17 protein-coding genes are annotated in these 15,961 nt (G+C 45.0%); 8 read left to right on the top strand and 9 right to left on the bottom strand.

Annotation, left to right across the window (positions count from 1 at the left end; genetic code table 11):
* Position 1 precedes the first annotated feature (1 nt).
* Together UF05_RS04290 and bolA are read right to left on the bottom strand one after the other, a co-directional pair.
* A complete protein-coding gene (locus UF05_RS04290; RefSeq protein WP_005494215.1) occupies positions 2-1,342 on the bottom strand; it encodes a Na(+)-translocating NADH-quinone reductase subunit A in 1,341 nt (446 codons plus the stop codon).
* A gap of 473 nt (positions 1,343-1,815) precedes the next feature.
* Entirely contained in the window at positions 1,816-2,124 is a 309-nt protein-coding gene (gene bolA / locus UF05_RS04280; RefSeq protein WP_005456570.1) for a transcriptional regulator BolA, read from the bottom strand.
* A gap of 274 nt (positions 2,125-2,398) precedes the next feature.
* Here bolA and UF05_RS04275 point away from each other — a divergent pair, with 274 nt between their 5' ends.
* The 4 genes from UF05_RS04275 (at position 2,399) to UF05_RS04260 (ending at position 6,131) form a co-directional block, all read left to right on the top strand.
* Positions 2,399-3,556 (top strand): methyltransferase, encoded by a 1,158-nt coding sequence (locus UF05_RS04275; protein ID WP_020841185.1) that lies wholly within the window; start codon positions 2,399-2,401, stop codon positions 3,554-3,556.
* 36 nt (positions 3,557-3,592) lie between these two features.
* Positions 3,593-4,162, top strand: coding sequence for a YajG family lipoprotein (locus UF05_RS04270; protein ID WP_005456550.1), 570 nt, complete (start codon positions 3,593-3,595; stop codon positions 4,160-4,162).
* Complete coding sequence (locus UF05_RS04265; RefSeq protein ID WP_005456634.1) at positions 4,162-4,707, top strand: peptidylprolyl isomerase; 546 nt, start codon at positions 4,162-4,164, stop codon at positions 4,705-4,707. The genes UF05_RS04270 and UF05_RS04265 overlap by 1 nt, the downstream gene beginning before the upstream one ends.
* A 71-nt stretch (positions 4,708-4,778) precedes the next feature.
* Positions 4,779-6,131, top strand: a complete 1,353-nt coding sequence (locus tag UF05_RS04260; RefSeq protein ID WP_045545041.1) for an AmpG family muropeptide MFS transporter — start codon at positions 4,779-4,781, stop codon at positions 6,129-6,131.
* Positions 6,132-6,217: 86 nt separating this feature from the next.
* Here the strand turns inward: UF05_RS04260 and UF05_RS04255 are convergent, their stop codons facing one another.
* Genes UF05_RS04255 through UF05_RS04240 form a run of 4 tightly spaced genes read right to left on the bottom strand, consistent with a single transcriptional unit; the run spans position 6,218 to position 9,451 of the window.
* Positions 6,218-6,877, bottom strand: coding sequence for a ChrR family anti-sigma-E factor (locus tag UF05_RS04255; protein ID WP_020841188.1), 660 nt, complete (start codon positions 6,875-6,877; stop codon positions 6,218-6,220).
* Positions 6,874-7,458 carry an RNA polymerase sigma factor gene (locus UF05_RS04250; RefSeq protein WP_005456530.1) on the bottom strand — a complete coding sequence of 195 codons (585 nt, stop codon included), beginning with the start codon at positions 7,456-7,458 and terminating at the stop codon, positions 6,874-6,876. The genes UF05_RS04255 and UF05_RS04250 overlap by 4 nt, the downstream gene beginning before the upstream one ends.
* A gap of 41 nt (positions 7,459-7,499) precedes the next feature.
* Positions 7,500-8,858 carry a DUF4397 domain-containing protein gene (locus UF05_RS04245; RefSeq protein WP_045545040.1) on the bottom strand — a complete coding sequence of 453 codons (1,359 nt, stop codon included), beginning with the start codon at positions 8,856-8,858 and terminating at the stop codon, positions 7,500-7,502.
* Positions 8,855-9,451 carry an LON peptidase substrate-binding domain-containing protein gene (locus tag UF05_RS04240; RefSeq protein ID WP_020841190.1) on the bottom strand — a complete coding sequence of 199 codons (597 nt, stop codon included), beginning with the start codon at positions 9,449-9,451 and terminating at the stop codon, positions 8,855-8,857. The genes UF05_RS04245 and UF05_RS04240 overlap by 4 nt, the downstream gene beginning before the upstream one ends.
* Before the next feature lie 323 nt (positions 9,452-9,774).
* Between UF05_RS04240 and UF05_RS04235 the strand changes: the two genes are divergently transcribed.
* The 4 genes from UF05_RS04235 to csdA all read left to right on the top strand — a co-directional run bounded on the left by UF05_RS04235 (position 9,775) and on the right by csdA (position 13,399).
* The gene (locus UF05_RS04235) at positions 9,775-10,593 is read left to right on the top strand and encodes a nucleoside-specific channel-forming Tsx family protein (protein WP_005456639.1); all 819 of its coding nucleotides are present in this window, start codon (positions 9,775-9,777) and stop codon (positions 10,591-10,593) included.
* 108 nt (positions 10,594-10,701) lie between these two features.
* The gene (gene panE, locus UF05_RS04230) at positions 10,702-11,592 is read left to right on the top strand and encodes a 2-dehydropantoate 2-reductase (protein ID WP_045545039.1); all 891 of its coding nucleotides are present in this window, start codon (positions 10,702-10,704) and stop codon (positions 11,590-11,592) included.
* Complete coding sequence (locus UF05_RS04225; RefSeq protein WP_005494195.1) at positions 11,589-12,188, top strand: DJ-1 family glyoxalase III; 600 nt, start codon at positions 11,589-11,591, stop codon at positions 12,186-12,188. The genes panE and UF05_RS04225 overlap by 4 nt, the downstream gene beginning before the upstream one ends.
* A complete protein-coding gene (csdA, locus tag UF05_RS04220; protein WP_031818141.1) occupies positions 12,188-13,399 on the top strand; it encodes a cysteine desulfurase CsdA in 1,212 nt (403 codons plus the stop codon). The genes UF05_RS04225 and csdA overlap by 1 nt, the downstream gene beginning before the upstream one ends.
* 33 nt (positions 13,400-13,432) lie before the next feature.
* Here csdA and UF05_RS04215 read toward each other — a convergent pair whose 3' ends face one another.
* The 3 genes from UF05_RS04215 to tcdA form a co-directional block, all read right to left on the bottom strand.
* On the bottom strand, positions 13,433-14,392 hold the full coding sequence (locus tag UF05_RS04215; protein ID WP_228084308.1) for a GGDEF domain-containing protein: 960 nt from the start codon (positions 14,390-14,392) through the stop codon (positions 13,433-13,435).
* Between the two features lie 271 nt (positions 14,393-14,663).
* A complete protein-coding gene (gene csdE, locus UF05_RS04210) occupies positions 14,664-15,092 on the bottom strand; it encodes a cysteine desulfurase sulfur acceptor subunit CsdE (RefSeq protein ID WP_005494187.1) in 429 nt (142 codons plus the stop codon).
* 34 nt (positions 15,093-15,126) lie between these two features.
* Entirely contained in the window at positions 15,127-15,936 is an 810-nt protein-coding gene (gene tcdA, locus UF05_RS04205; RefSeq protein ID WP_045545038.1) for a tRNA cyclic N6-threonylcarbamoyladenosine(37) synthase TcdA, read from the bottom strand.
* Between the last annotated feature and the right edge of the window lie 25 nt (positions 15,937-15,961).

Here is a 15,961-nt window from a genome sequence, read left to right as displayed (position 1 = left end):
ATTACCCTTCCTTCTCGATCTTATCTAGGCATTCACGAAGTAGTTGACCGTACTCGTACTTACCAGGACAAACAAAGGTACACAATGCCAAATCTTCTTCGTCTAGCTCTAGAGCGCCCAGTGCTTGAGCACTGTCACTATCGCCCGCGCATAGATCGCGAAGTAGCAAAGTAGGTTCCATATCTAATGGCATTACGCGTTCGTAGCTGCCGATTGGAACCATTGAACGGTCACTACCATTAGTCGATGTTGTCATGTTGAACAACTGACCTTTGAATAGGTGACCAAGGAATGAGCGAGTTACTGAGAACTTGTTCTTACCAGGCATAGCCCAGCCGAGCAGTTCTTTTTCACGGCCTTCGCGTAATACAGAAACCTGCTGATGGTAACGGCCAAGGTACGCGTGTGGACCTGTAGCGTGAGTGCCAGTTAGTACTGAGCCAGAGATCACACGAACTTCGCCAGGCATCAGTTCGCTATCTGTTAGGTCGTCAAGGCTAGCACCCATTACGGTACGAACCAGACGTGGGTTATTCACCACTGGCCCCGCTAGAGAGATAACACGGTCTGTGTATAGCTCACCTGTTAGGAACAGCTTACCGAACGCGATAACGTCTTGGTAGTTGATGCTCCAAGCCACGTTTTCTGCATTTACTGGGTATAGGAAATGCATGTGGGTGCCAGCAAGACCTGCTGGGTGAGGGCCATCGAAGACGTGTTCTTCTACGTTAGACTGAGAAGAGCGTGGCAAGCTAGTGCCAGATTTACATACGTAAACCTTGCCTTCTGTCAGGGCTGAAAGAATGTCTAGACCGGCAATGAATGCTTCTTGTTGTTCGTTAATGATCAACTCAGGCTTAGCTGCAAGAGGATTAGTATCCATTGCAGTTACGAAAATAGCCTTAGTAGCAGACTCGATTGCTGGAACCTTGCTAAACGGACGAGTACGTAAAGCGGTCCAAAGGCCAGATTCAACCAGTTGAGTCTTGATCACTTCGCGATCTAGACCAGATAGTTGAGCGGCTTCGAACTTATCGAATGTCACCTGCTCTTCACCTGCCACTTCAATCACTACAGATTGAAGGACACGTTTAGCGCCACGGTTAACTTCGATCACTTTACCGGCTGCTGGTGCAGTAAATTTCACGCCAGGGTTCTTCTTGTCTTCAAAAAGAATTTGCGCTTTTTTCACTTCATCACCAACGCGGACATGCATGGTAGGACGCATGCCAACGTACTCTTCGCCAAGCAAGGCGACTTTTTTGATGGTCTTACCATCATTAATCACCTGGGATGGAGTTCCTGCGATAGGAAGATCCAAGCCCTTCTTTATTGTAATCATACGCACTTGCACTACTTTTATCGGGAAAAAGATTCTTTTGATTGCGTAACTTTTAGACACGACATCAGTGTCCGGTTTTGATGTTGTTTAAAACACCAAAATCGCAACATCCTATTAAAAATCTCGTCACATGAAATATGAGAGATTTATCAGGTGCGGTAGTCTAGCATTTTTTAGGAACTTGATGCCATGACCAATCATCAGAATAGAGGGGTAATTTCGATAGAATCAGGTCTAAAAGGTCAAATATTAGTCATAACTTTGACCGAACGCACAAATGACATATTCCACACATACCTTATGGAAATGAAATATTCACAGCCTGAAATATGCTTTAATTTATATTCATTTGTTGAAACGCTGTTAACACATTTTTTAACCAACATTTGTGCCACATTTTTGTCCCACACAAAATGTAAAACAAAAAAAGATGGCCTGAGCCATCTTTCTAAAAACGTCTGGTTTGAAAGGGGTTAACGCCCTCCTCCCATACACATTGGACTGTCTGGTGCACCATTTTGCTCACGTTTCCACTCTTCCTCTGTGTAAGTATGGATCGCAAGCGCGTGAATATGATTATCTAGCTCATCGGCAAGAATTTGATGAACTTGACGGTGACGGCCAATCAATCTCTGACCGGCAAATAAGTCACTCACAACAATGACTTTAAAGTGACTTTCCGAGCCAGGCGGTACATTGTGCATGTAACTTTCGTTGATAACTTTTAAGTAGCTTGGTTGCAGCTCACTATGTAACTTCTTCTCTATGATTTCTTGGATCATATTCTTTCCTCAATGATGCAAATGCCATAAGTATATACCCAACTCCTAAAGAGGTGGAGACTTGATACTCTTCCCATTTTGCGACTTTGTTTCGCGTTAATACTGGCAAAGGTTCAGCCCATTCAGCACAGATGCGTTTAAAGCACGAGCCACAAGCTTGCCACTTTACGCTATTTCGGCGAGTTAAATAGAAAATTTGACAGCTTTTTGTATCTACGTAAGCCATCATTTGCGACAATAATCACTAGTTTATTGAATCAACCTACGTTTACTTATGAAAACCGAATTGAATCTTCACGGTAGAAGCCTCACGCTTCATCGTTTTCCTAAGCGTTCTAACGAAACGCTTCAAGCTTGGGATGCGGGTGATGAGTACCTGATCAATCACGTCGAAGAAATGGCGTTACCTGACCATCAAAACATCGTTGTTATCAATGATAACTTTGGTGCCCTCGCTTGCTGGTTTTCTGAAAAACATCATGTCACTTTTATGAGCGATTCTTTCGTCTCTCACAAAGGTGCTCAAAAAAATCTTGAAGACAATCAATGTAATAAAGTGGCATTTCTGACCACAATGGACAGTATTCCTGCGAATACAGATCTTGTGTTAGTCCAGCTACCTAAAAGTAATCGTCATCTTGTTTGGATCTTGAGCCAACTTCGCAAAGTGCTTCCAACCGCTTGCCCTGTGATTGCTGTAAACAAAGCCAAAGAAATCCATACATCTACATTAAAGTTGTTCGAAAAATATCTTGGAGAGACTAAAACGTCACTGGCGTGGAAAAAGCATCGACTGGTCTTTTCTCAGGCCAATGCAGAACCAAGAATTGAAGTAGATCCAATCACGGCTTGGGGTATCGAAGGTGAACACATTCAGCTTAAAAACCTGCCAAATGTCTATTCAGGAGAAAGCTTAGATTTAGGTGCGCGTTTTATGCTGCAACATATTCCTCAAGACGCCTCAATCAACCACATTATCGATTTGGGATGCGGTAACGGCGTCTTATCGGTAAAAGCAGGTCAACTCAATCCAAATGTAAGACTGACTTGCGTTGATGAAAGCTTCATGGCGCTTGAATCTGCCAAGCAGAACTTATTGGATAACTTAGGCGAAGGTCGCGACATTCAGTGCGTGGCCAATAACTGTTTGGATGGATTCAAACCTGACAGTTGCGATTTAATCATGTGTAACCCACCGTTCCATCAGCAACAAGCCATTACCGATCATATCGCATGGCAAATGTTCTGTGATGCAAAACAAATTTTGAACCAAAATGGCAAGTTACTCGTCATAGGAAACCGTCACCTCGGCTACGATGCCAAGTTGAAACGTCTGTTTGGTGATAAGAATGTGAAACTCATCGCTTCTAACAATAAGTTCGTGATTTTACAGGCAACAAAAAATCCTGCTAAATTAAGCGCAAAACAATAGAGCTCTCCGAGCAAAATGTTTACAAGGAACAATAAAATGAAAAAACTGTTACTCGCGGCTTCGGTTGCATTGCTTGCTGCATGTTCAGCGCCACAACAACCGCAACTGAACCTAATGCCTGAAAGCACCTTGAGCACCAATCCTATTGTACAAGGCAAAACATACAGCTTGACCAGCAAAGACGTGCGCGCAGCGCAGTACGTAGCTTTGGTTGATAACGGTCGTTCAAACATTCTACCACTTCATGCGAAACAAAACTTACGCATTGCATTAGAAGAAGCTTTAGAGAAACAGTTCTCATCTCAAGGTTTCCACTCTGATTTAAACAGCAACAACGCAATTGAACTGAATGTTCAAGAAGCGCTAGTGAACGTCAAACATTCCGTGATGGAAAACCAAATGGATGCCAAAGTGATACTAGAGATCACAGCAGAAACACCACAAGGCAAATTGGTGAAAACCTACACAGGTACTGCAAAACGCTCTGGCACTTTAAGCGCTTCAGATTCTGATATTGAAGAAACACTGAATGATGTAGTGACGTTAACGCTTAAAGAAATTGCTAACGACCCAGAGCTTCGTCAGTACATGCAGGAGCGTTTCTAATGTTACGCAAAGCGATTCTTTCTTTAGCATTACTTAGCTGCAGTGTTTGGGCAGGGCCAAAAGTGGCGTTTGAAACAACGTTAGGTTCATTTACCGTCGAGCTGAATGAAGAAAAAGCGCCAATCACAGTGGCTAACTTTCTGAAATATGTAGAAGACGGCAGCTACGAAGGTACGATTTTCCATCGTATTATCCCAGGATTCATGGCACAAGGTGGCGGCTTTAACCAAGACATGCAGATGGTAAAAACATACGCGCCAATCAAAAACGAAGGAAATAATGGTCTGAACAATGACCGCGCAACCATCGCAATGGCACGCACTAATGCACCAGACTCTGCAACTCGCCAATTCTTCGTCAACCTCGTCGACAATGACTTCCTAAACTATGGTGCTCGCCCACCGGGTTATGCGGTATTTGGTGAGGTGACTGAAGGATTCGACGTTATCGAAAAAATGGCACAGCAGCCAACCACTACAGTAGGTCGAATGCGTGATGTACCAGAGACGCAAATCGTCATTACTAAAGCAACGCTACTCAAATAACCAAATCCATAAGCCCTTTGAATATTCGAAGGGCTTTCTCGTTCCATGGCTTCATTTTATTGGATTGATTTATGTCTTCATTACCTTCCATCACTTGGTTGGAAACGGTAAAAAGTTACCTTGATAAGCGACTCATGTGGGTTTTCATGTTGGGCTGTTCTAGCGGCTTTCCATGGGTACTTATCGGCTCAAACATGTCTGGTTGGCTAAAAGACGCCGGCTTGACCCTTTCCGCAATCGGCTATTTTGGTAGTGTCTTTGCGGTCTATGCGATCAACTTTCTGTGGGCTCCCTTGGTCGACCGAGTGAAGTTACCGCTGTTGTATCCTCTGCTTGGACAAAGACGCAGTTGGATCTTTTTCTGTCAAAGCATTGTGCTGGTTGCCACATTATTCATTGCAGGGGTCAATCCTGCGGAAAATCTCATTTTCGCCTCTCTGCTCGCCTTGTGTATTGCAACGGCATCGGCAACACAAGACATCGCCATCGACGCTTTCCGAATTGATACTTTTCCAAAATCGGAAGAATCTAAGTTGCCACAAGCTTCGGCTATGGCAGTCATCGGATGGTGGACAGGCTACTCATTGCCGGGATACTTGGCGTTTGTTAACGCCGATACTATCGGCTGGAACGGTGTGTATTACGGTATGGCAGCCGTTGTTGTGGTACTCATGGTGTTCACTTTGTTAGTGGGCGAACCAGTCACACAACGTGAAAGGCTCCAATCCGAAGCGGAACAAAGACACAAAGAAGTCGTCGGTTCAAAACTTGTGGCGTGGTTTACTGTCACCGTTGTTGAGCCTTTCCTCGATTTCTTCAACCGCAATGGTGTTCGCGTCGCGATAACCCTGTTGCTGTTTGTCTTCTTGTTTAAGATTGGCGAAGCTTTCCTGGGCCGCATGTCGATTGCTTTCTACAAAGACATTGGCTTTAGCAACGAACAAATTGGCTACTACTCGAAGTTGATCGGATGGGGAGCCACCATCTTCTTTACTCTCGTTGGCAGTATGTTCAATGTGAAGTTTGGTATCGTGCGCGGTTTGATGATTGGCGGCATTGCTATGTCAGCGAGTAACTTGATGTTTGCTTGGATAGCATCTGTTGGCCCTAACGAGCATCTGTATTTAGCGACCATCATCGTTGATAATTTTACGACGGCATTTTCCACCGTAGCCTTTGTCTCGTTTCTGACTCTATTAACCGGGCAAGCGTTCTCTGCCACTCAATATGCATTGCTTGCGTCGCTAGGAAACTTTGGACGAACCACGCTAGCGTCATTCAGCGGTGAATTGGTTGACTACCTAAATGACTGGAGCACGTTTTTCATTCTCACAGCCGTAATGGTGGTCCCAAGCTTGATCATGTTGTATTCACTGCGTCATTACTTTACGGATCTTTTGGAAAAAGCGCGGCATAAGCACTAACTACCGCAAATTTGCTCAAAAGTAAGAATAATAAACCACCGCACAATACGGTGGTTTTTTTCTATACAAAACGCGGCATTCGAAGCTTACGGGTAAAGCCCTTTGCCGAACAAATTGAAGATTCGTGCAACACCTTGCGTGAAAATCATTGGCTCAGTGAGTACCGTTAAACACAAACAGTCTTCACCTTCCTGAGTAAAGGGGCTGTGTTTGACTGAGGCATCTCGTATCATCAAGTCGCCTTCTTCATACTGCCCGTCTTCATCGCTAAATCCACCATGCAGAACCAGTGTGGATTCCAACCCTCTGTGCGTGTGTTGTGGGATTTGTACATTTTCGCCGATGTACATCAGGCTCACTCGGGCATCTTCACCCAAATCAATTTGTGCACTAAAAACCTTCCCACCGTAGCTTCGCCACGATCCCACCAAATCAGAAAAGCGCACTAACGTTTTTGGAAGCTCGAAGCTTTTACCTGCGACATTGACGAAAGCTGTATCTTGAATCACCACATTGTCGTTCACAGGTTCTGCGTTAATAATGTCGTTAAACATGTCATCAAACTCAGGTGAATACTCTGATGGACTTTCACTCACTGTGTTTGCTTGACTTGCTTCTACTTGGTTTACATACGCTCGGCACTTTGAGCACGTCTCTAAATGTGTGGCGACCACAAGACCAGAAACCGCATCAATGCTGCCCGAAGCGTACGCTTCTAACAAGTTGTTATCTGGATGTTTGTTCATAGTTGCTCCGTATGCATTGAGTGCCTTAACTTTTCTACTGCGAGTCTTAACCGAGACTTCACCGTGCCTAGCGGTATGTCAAAAAGTTCCGCAACTTGCTGATGTGGCAGTTCTTCGAGATAAACCGCTTGCAATACGTCTCTCTGATTTTTAGGCAAAATATCAAGAAACTTCACCACCTGTTCCTTCAACATGTCTTGTTCTGGAGAATAATGATCAACCAAATCTGGCGGATAATATTCCGATGGCCAAATGTCATCAGAATGGATGTGAAGCTCTTTACCCTTTTGTTTTCTGAGTAAGTCAAAACACAAGTTGCGGATAATCGTGTATATCCACGTCGATAACGCACTCTTCTTTCCATCGTAAAGATGAGCTTTTTGCCAGACCGTTGCCATGGTTTCTTGAACCATCTCCATAGCAACTTGCTCATTACCAACGTGCTTGTAGGCAAACTGTTTTAGCTTGGGTGCATAAAAACGGAATACGAACGCAAAAGCCTCTCTATCTTTGGCTTTTACTTTATCCATGTAAGCGTTCCATTCATTTCGCCCCAATTTTTGTGGGCTATCACTCATCATAATCAGCCTTTACTATAGGGAGGCTCTCACCTCCCTTCTTCCTAATCGGTGATGTCATCAACGAGAAGATTGAAGCCACCATTGTTTCCGTCATCAATAGCAACCACTTGGTAGACAACACCATTCATTAAGTGTACTGGTAGCGAATCGATCGCGACCGCGTCAGAGTTGCCTGCGACGGTGACAGTTACGTAGTAAGTGCCTGCCGCAACATACAATCCTTTCGCACTTTCTTTATACGCAAAGTTTGTGATGGTTGGATCACTGCCCTCTATCCCTACTGACGTTGTGAGGTAGATATCAACCATCTCTGCTACTGGGTTGGCTGCCGCATGAGTCACGTTTAACGTCGCACTGGTTGCCACTGCGCGTCTCATGTCTTCAACAACCAGAGGTTCGATATCAATCGCTGGGCTAACAACACCGACTGCATAAACACTGTAATCCATTCCGCCCGCAACCATTAACCCGTCAACATCGATAATAGGATTGGTTGTTGTGCCATCCACGTAAACGTCAATATCGTAAGCGCCAGCATCGAGACCCAAATAACCACGAATCTCTTTGAACGCTAAGTCAGCAAGAGGACCGAAGGCCGCGCCATTAACGTTAACATCGACGATTGGCGCTCCATCGACAAGGTGTCCGACTCTTACTTCAGCTTGGCTGCCCATATCCTCGATTATAGAAGATCCTGAACCATCCAATACCAACAGCTTAACCGGTGACGTGCTATTTGAATCTCCGGTACCGATAGCGGCAATCGTCAAGTTTGAATTAGCAGCAAGAGATATTGTGCCCGAGTCAAAAGCAACGCTATCCCCAACAGCAAGTCGAACTTGGTACTCACCAGCGGGGATGTTCAATACGTCTGTAGATGCTTTGTATGCAAGATTAATAAGCGGTGTCGCGCTAGCAAGATCAGCCCCTGGCTCCGTGACGTAGAGATCTACGGCAGGAACGCCAGACGCTGCATGAACAACTTGAACATCTAAACTATTGGCATCAGCCATTGAATCGGCGCTGCGAGTCACAACTAAAGGTTCTACTGGGTTTGGCGAACCATCGGCATCACCAATAACGAACACGTTGTAATTGAGGTCAGAATCGAGATCTAATTCTGTTTTAGGTATTACGGTCGCGGTTTCATCGCTTGGCAGTTGAACATCAACTTGAATTGAGTTCATGCCCTCACGTAACTTCATGTACCCAGACCCCATACCATAATCAACACCTTTCAATGATGGTTTATCGTTTATCCACACATTTGCAAGCGGCGCATCAGAAGACGCATGTACTGCTTGCAAATTGGAATACTCGATGGTGTCACTGTCGGAGCCACACGCAGACAATCCTAATGCCGCCACCATAGTTAGCGCAACTCTGCTAAATCCTTTCATATCCTTGCCTCTTTGTTATTCGGGGCTTCTATGGCATCTGTCAGAAATTGCAACGCAGGAATACAGTCCTCTGCGCCAACGAGCTGTTCGAACAGATTGCAGTCTAAAGGAAGTAATTCAAGCCAGCGCTGGGTAACCCAAGCTGAGTCGTCGTAAAAACGATGCAGGTAAAGGTTTCCAAGTTGCGGAAACTCTTCATAAATATGGGATAACTGCTGGCTTAAATAGAAAAAATCTGGTGAGTTGTCTGGATGTTGCCAATTGTCTAACCATTCGACTTCTGCATGGCGTAAACCGTCCGAGTCCGCACGAACTCGTTTGATAACAAAGCGTTTCTCACCAGCGACTGTAATACCAAGAAGACCATCACTGAGTGTTTCAAAATCAACGATCCTGACCAAAGTTCCGATAGATGAAACATTTCCCACGTCTTTAGGGTCACCCTCGCTTCCTACTAGGCAAACACCAAACCCCACATTTTTCAGACTACACTCTTTCACCATGCGCTTATATCTTGGTTCAAAAATACGCAGATTCATCTTGCCTTCGGGTAGTACAACCGAGGTGAGCGGGAATAACATGACTTCTTTCATTCAAACGTCCTCTTTGGTTCTCCAATTCATACGAACGCCTTATTACTCGGATCACTAACGATTTGTGTTGGTTAATCGACTGGCTTAAAAAGTCATAAAATCGCTCACGCAAACGATCTAAATCACATATTTATTGCAAGTTAATGAAACAAACAAAAAGTTCCGTAAATAAAGATAAGTTCGTGACATACCTCACTAAAAACGTTCATTTTTGCACCCTTTATCACTTTCATTTGCGATTTTTATCGCTATTATTCCCGCCAATTGGAAAGCGCAGCACAGATTGCGTGTTCTGAATCATTACAAACATAGAGAGTCCCCTTATGCGTAAATCACTTCTAGCTCTTAGCCTTCTAGCGGCTACATCAGCTCCAGTATTGGCTGCAGATTACTCTGACGGCGATATCCACAAAAACGATTACAAGTGGATGCAATTTAACCTAATGGGTGCATTCAATGAGAAAGGTTATGCTGAATCTTCTCATGATTACCTAGAGATGGAATTCGGCGGTCGCTCTGGTATTTTCGATCTTTACGGTTACGTTGACGTATTCAACCTAGCTTCTGACCCAGGCAGCGACAAAGCTGGCGGCGAAAAAATCTTCATGAAATTCGCACCACGTATGTCTTTAGACGCGCTAACTGGTAAAGACCTATCTTTTGGTCCTGTTCAAGAGCTATACGTTTCTACTCTAATGGAGTGGGGCGGTAACTCTGACGTTAACTCTCAAAAAATCGGTCTAGGTTCTGACGTGATGGTACCTTGGTTAGGCAAAATCGGCCTAAACCTATACGGTACTTACGATGGCAACAAGAAAGATTGGAACGGTTTCCAAGTTTCTACTAACTGGTTCAAACCATTCTTCTTCTTCGAGAACGGTTCATTCATTTCTTACCAAGGTTACATCGATTACCAATTCGGTATGGATGACGACAAAGGTAACAAGTTCAACACTACAGCGTCTAACGGCGGTGCAATGTTCAACGGTATCTACTGGCATTCTGACCGCTTTGCAGTTGGTTACGGTCTAAAACTTTACAAAGACGTGTACGGTTTCAAAGATGGCGAAGCTCTACCATGGGGTCACAAACCAGAATCTTCTGGTGCAGGTCACTACGTAGCAGTAACTTACAAGTTCTAATTGAACCGATAAGTTTCCTCAAAAATGGCGCCAATTGGCGCCATTTTTATTTGCTTTCCTCTCTCCCCTCATTATCCTTGCAGCAAACCTTTTTACTGAGAGCGTTTGGTGAATATTCTCATTTTAGGTCCGGGGGCCATTGGCTCACTGTGGGCAACAAAATTTCAATTGGCAGGACACCAAGTATCAGTGTGGGGCAGAACGTCTGAGCCGCAACACTCCCTTACGCTTGATGACTCACCGGCAATGGAGTTTCCTAATCAACATATTCCCTCTTTACAACAAGCGGATTTGATTTTGGTTACGGTGAAAGCGTGGCAAGTGACCACTGCACTCAAACCTCTTATTGAGCACATTCATCGCGATGCCATTGTTATGCTTATGCACAATGGTATGGGTACGGCCGAGCAGGTAGAAGAGATGCTATCCGGAAATCCCGTCGTTATCGCAACCACAACACATGGTGCTTATAAGCCGAATAAAGAACTCGTAATGCACACGGGGCAAGGCATCACTCAAGTTGGCGGTTTTAATGCATCTGGCGCTCAATGCCAGTTTTTGCAAGATGTTATGCAGCACGCTTTACCAGAAGTTGTTTGGAACCCAAACATCAATGCCGCATTGTGGACCAAACTCGCCATAAACTGTGCAATCAACCCGCTTACAGCATTGCATCAATGTAAAAATGGCGACCTTGCACACGGTGATTTTCAAGACACCTTGAAAAACATCACGAAAGAACTTGTCGAAGTGATGAATAAGGAAGACGTTGCGACGAAGTTCGACGTACTTTTCGAAACCATTATGCAAGTGGTGCGGGCAACGTCTGAGAACTATTCTTCAATGAGGCAAGATGTGTTTCATCAGCGCCCGACCGAAATTGATTTTATCACTGGGTACTTGCTAAAAGCGGCAGAGAAACATCGCATCAATACACCTGAGAATTTAGAACTTTACCAACGCATCAAACAAATAGAACAAAGCTGGACAGAAGAATGAGTAAGAAAATCTTAGTGCCGATCGCTCCGGGCACCGAAGAAATGGAAGCCGTCACCGTTATCGACTTGATGGTTCGAGCAGGCTATGACGTAACGGTCGCAAGCGCAGATTTCGATGGTTCACTGACTATGAAAGCGTCTAGAGGCGTGACACTTACCGCGGATTGCAAGCTGGTTGATATTGCCGATGACGAGTTTGATGCCATTGTATTATCTGGCGGCGTGGGCGGGGCAGAAACTTTCCGCGACAGTACCGTCATGATTGAAATCCTCAAACAGCATATGTACGAAGGTAAATTAGTGGCGGCAATTTGTGCAGCTCCAGCCTTGGTTCTACAACATCACAACCTATACCCAGATGCGTTGATGACATGTCATCCAAGCTTCCAATCTCATATTCCTGAAGACAAATGGCGAGCTAAACGTGTCACCATGGATGTGAATCACAACCTACTGACAAGTCAGGGACCAGGAACCGCACTTGAGTTCGCAATGGAAATCATTATCAAACTTTCCGGTAAAGAGCATGGATGGATGGTCGCAGAACCGCTAGTCACTATCCCAACACTGCATTATCACGAATTTGGTGAAGAGTAATGTTTGACGTAAACGCTGTACGCGAACAGTTCCCGGCCCTAAATCAAGATGTAAACCAATCGCCTTTGGTTTACCTTGATAGCGCAGCAACAACACAAAAACCACAGTGCGTGATCGATGTGATTAGCCGTTACTACAGTGTACAAAATGCTAACGTGCATCGTGGTAGCCACAGTTTGACAGCAAACGCGACTAGCCAGTTTGAAGCCGCTCGCGAAGCCGTAGCAACGTTTATTGGTGCAAACAGCTCTAAAGAAATCATTTGGACGCGAGGCGCAACCGAAGCACTTAACTTAATTGCACAAACTTACGCTCGCAGCACCTTACAACCGGGCGATGAAATCTTGATTAGCGAGATGGAACACCACGCCAACATCGTGCCGTGGCAGATTGTAGCCGAACAAACTGGTGCGAAAATAGTGAAAGTGCCAATGACGGCTGAATGCCAGTTTGACTTACAGGCGTTTGAGCAGCTGATTTCTGAGCGATGCAAAATCGTCGCGTGCGCACAAATAACCAACGTAACAGGCACACGCCAACCTATCGAAAAGATCACCGAGCTAGCGCACAGCGTTGGTGCGGTAGTTGTAGTTGATGGCGCACAAGGCATCGTGCATGAGCAGCTAGATTTGTCGGCATCAGATATCGATTTTTACGTTTTCTCAGGTCACAAGCTTTATGCGCCAGCAGGTATTGGCGTTCTATACGGCAAACTAGAGTTGTTAGAAGCTATGCCACCATGGCACGGCGGCGGTAAAATGGTTGAACGCGTTTCTTTCGAGAAAACGACCTTTTCATCACTTCCTGGCAAATTTGAAGCGGGCACACCAAACGTAGCGGGCGCGATTGCTTTAGCGAAAGCCATTGAGTGGTACCAAGGTTTTGACCATCACGAAGTCGAGGATCATCTCCATGCGCTTCAGGATAAGGCCTACCAAGCACTAAACGCGTTGGATGACATCCATATTCTAGGCTATCAACCGAATGCCTCTGTACTGACGTTCGTAATGGACGGCGTTCATCACCAAGACATGGCGACGCTGCTCGATCAACAAGGCATTGCGGTACGAGCAGGACACCACTGCGCTCACCCATTGATGGATGCGCTAAACGTTAAAGGAACGGTACGCGTTTCTTTTGGTATTTATAACACGGCTGAAGATGTGGATAGACTCATCGCCGCCGTAGAAAAAGCCGCCGACATGTTATAACGCCCACCTTTCAACTTGGAGTAACCAACAAGGTTACTCCATCTGCCTATCCAGAGTCGCCACGCAATTTCTGCCATTTCTTTTCGCAACATAAAGCGCTTCATCTGCATGCGCATACAAGCGTTTGGTGGTTTCATTTCTGCCTATTTTAACCACGCCCACGCTCACCGTGACCGGAATTTCGACCTTTTTAAATTCAAACTGGCAATTTTGAATATGGGAACGTACTTCCTCTCCCACTTCTTTCGCCGCCGATAGAGAGGTTTCTGGCAGAATAATCGCAAACTCCTCCCCTCCGACTCTTGCAAAAATCTCGTCTTTAACCAACAAGTGAGAAACCAAATCGGCTAATGTCTCTAAGACATAATCTCCCGCATCGTGGCCACGTTTATCATTGATAACTTTAAAAAAATCCAAATCAAACAATAATAGAGCAGATTGGTAGTCAGGCTCTTGGGATTTAATGACTTCTTCTGTGAGCTTTTCGAAAAAAACACGTCGATTGTAGATGTTTGTGAGAGCGTCAATTTGGCTTTGGTGGCGAAGAAGGGTTTCGACTCGGTGGCGGTTGGAAATGTTGCGGGTAAGAATGAGAACAACGCGACGACCTTGATAGTTTATAGTGAGCGGACAGATTTTCCCTTCGTAATAGAGGTCGCCTTTTGGCCCACTATTCGCATCTATTCCCTGAACGCTGTCGGCGCACATCTTGTACTCGATCGTCACAATACAGTCTTGATTGAGTGACCGATTGATCTGTTCGATAAACCAGTCGGCTTGCTCTTTATCAAGTACGCTGTGCAGCGTCTTACCTATCAAATTGCTTCCATCGTGATAGGCTTTTTTGTCTGTTCCTCCAAAAACATCAATATAGATACCATCTTCACTCAAAATAAAAAGTGGGGTCAGGCATTCCGGATAACACGTCTTGCGCATGTTCCAAGGTGAATTGCATACAGGGAGGTTCCTAGCGTTTGTATCTAAGTAACCCAATCGCCTCCAAATGTGTTTCAACATTGGGGAATAGAAGCGAATGGGGCATATGTCTATTATCCAATATAGACAAATTTTAAATACAATTGAGTCTATAAAAACCAAGTAGGCAATATACTGAATCTGGATCAATAGAAAGGTCAATTAAAGTCAAAATAGTCGACTATTTGCGTATCTTTTATTCACACGCAAAAAACGTATCAACTCAGATACAAAAAACGCCAAACAGCTAAGCTATTCGGCGTTTTTTAAAAATTGGGGAAATGGCTCATTACACGGCAGTGCGCTTAATCTGCTCAACAATAGCTTTCAGGCCATTACCACGTGACGGGCTTAAATGCGCGATGAGTCCCAGCTGCTCAAAATAAGCATCAATGTCAAACGCTTGAATTTGATCGGCCGTTTTACCGTCATAAGCCGCCATCACCAACGCAATTAATCCGCGTACAATGCGCGCATCGGAATCTGCACAAAAATGCCACACGCCATTTTGCGCTTGGCTCACTAACCACACCAAGCTTTCGCAACCCGATACTGTAACTTGTTCTGATTTCAGCTCTTCTGGCATTTGTGGCAGCTTTTTACCCCACTGAATGACCTGACGGTAACGATCTTCCCAGCCTTTAAATTGCTGCATCGTTGCGACAATATCTTCGCTGGTGATTTCTGTTCCAAATGGAGATGCAGGAAAATCGATCATAATGTGCCCTTCTGTTTGATGCTTTTTGGCTGAACTACTTCTTGTGTTTTTGAATCAGCTTCTCAACAATTCGCGATACCGCAACAAAGCCAAACGTCGCGGTTACGACAGTTGCCGCACCAAATCCGCTAGCACAATCCATGCGTTTTGGACCTTCCGCTGTCGACTTCACACCGCACACTGAACCGTCTGCTTGAGGATACTTCAGCTGCTCGGTTGAAAACACGCAATCAATACCAAACTTACGAGCCGGATTCTTAGGGAAGTTATGATGACGACGCAAATTGTCTTTGATTTTCTTAGCTAAAGGATCTTGAATCGTTTTCGTTAAATCAGCGACCATGATCTGCGTTGGATCGACCTGACCACCAGCGCCACCCGTGGTGATCACTTTGATCTTGTTGCTGCGGCAATACGCCAACAAAGACGCTTTCGCTTTTACGCTGTCAATCGCATCCAACACGTAATCAAACTCTTTGCTTAAGTACTCATGTTGATTGTCTGGCGTAATGAAATCATCAATCAGATTCACTTTACACTCGGGGTTGATTAATTTCACGCGCTCGGCCATTACTTCAATTTTGCTTTGACCGACGCTGCCCGTCATCGCATGAATTTGACGGTTAATGTTGGTGACGCATACATCGTCCATATCAATCAGCGTCAGTTCACCAATACCCGTACGAGCTAACGCCTCTACCGCCCATGAACCTACACCACCAATACCGATCACACAAACGTGTGCAGCGCGAAGAATGTCCACTTCACTATTGCCATAAAGACGACGTGTGCCGCCAAAGCGTTGGTTGTAGCTGTCAGATGCAGGGGTATCGAGTTCACGCATATTGAAGTCCAGATGATCGATAGAA

Source organism: Vibrio sp. S457-15 (assembly GCF_000960545.1).
Taxonomy (GTDB): Bacteria; Pseudomonadota; Gammaproteobacteria; order Enterobacterales; family Vibrionaceae; genus Vibrio; species Vibrio parahaemolyticus.
Note: the sequence above shows the minus strand (reverse complement) of the source record. Positions and strands in the feature narration are given on the sequence as shown.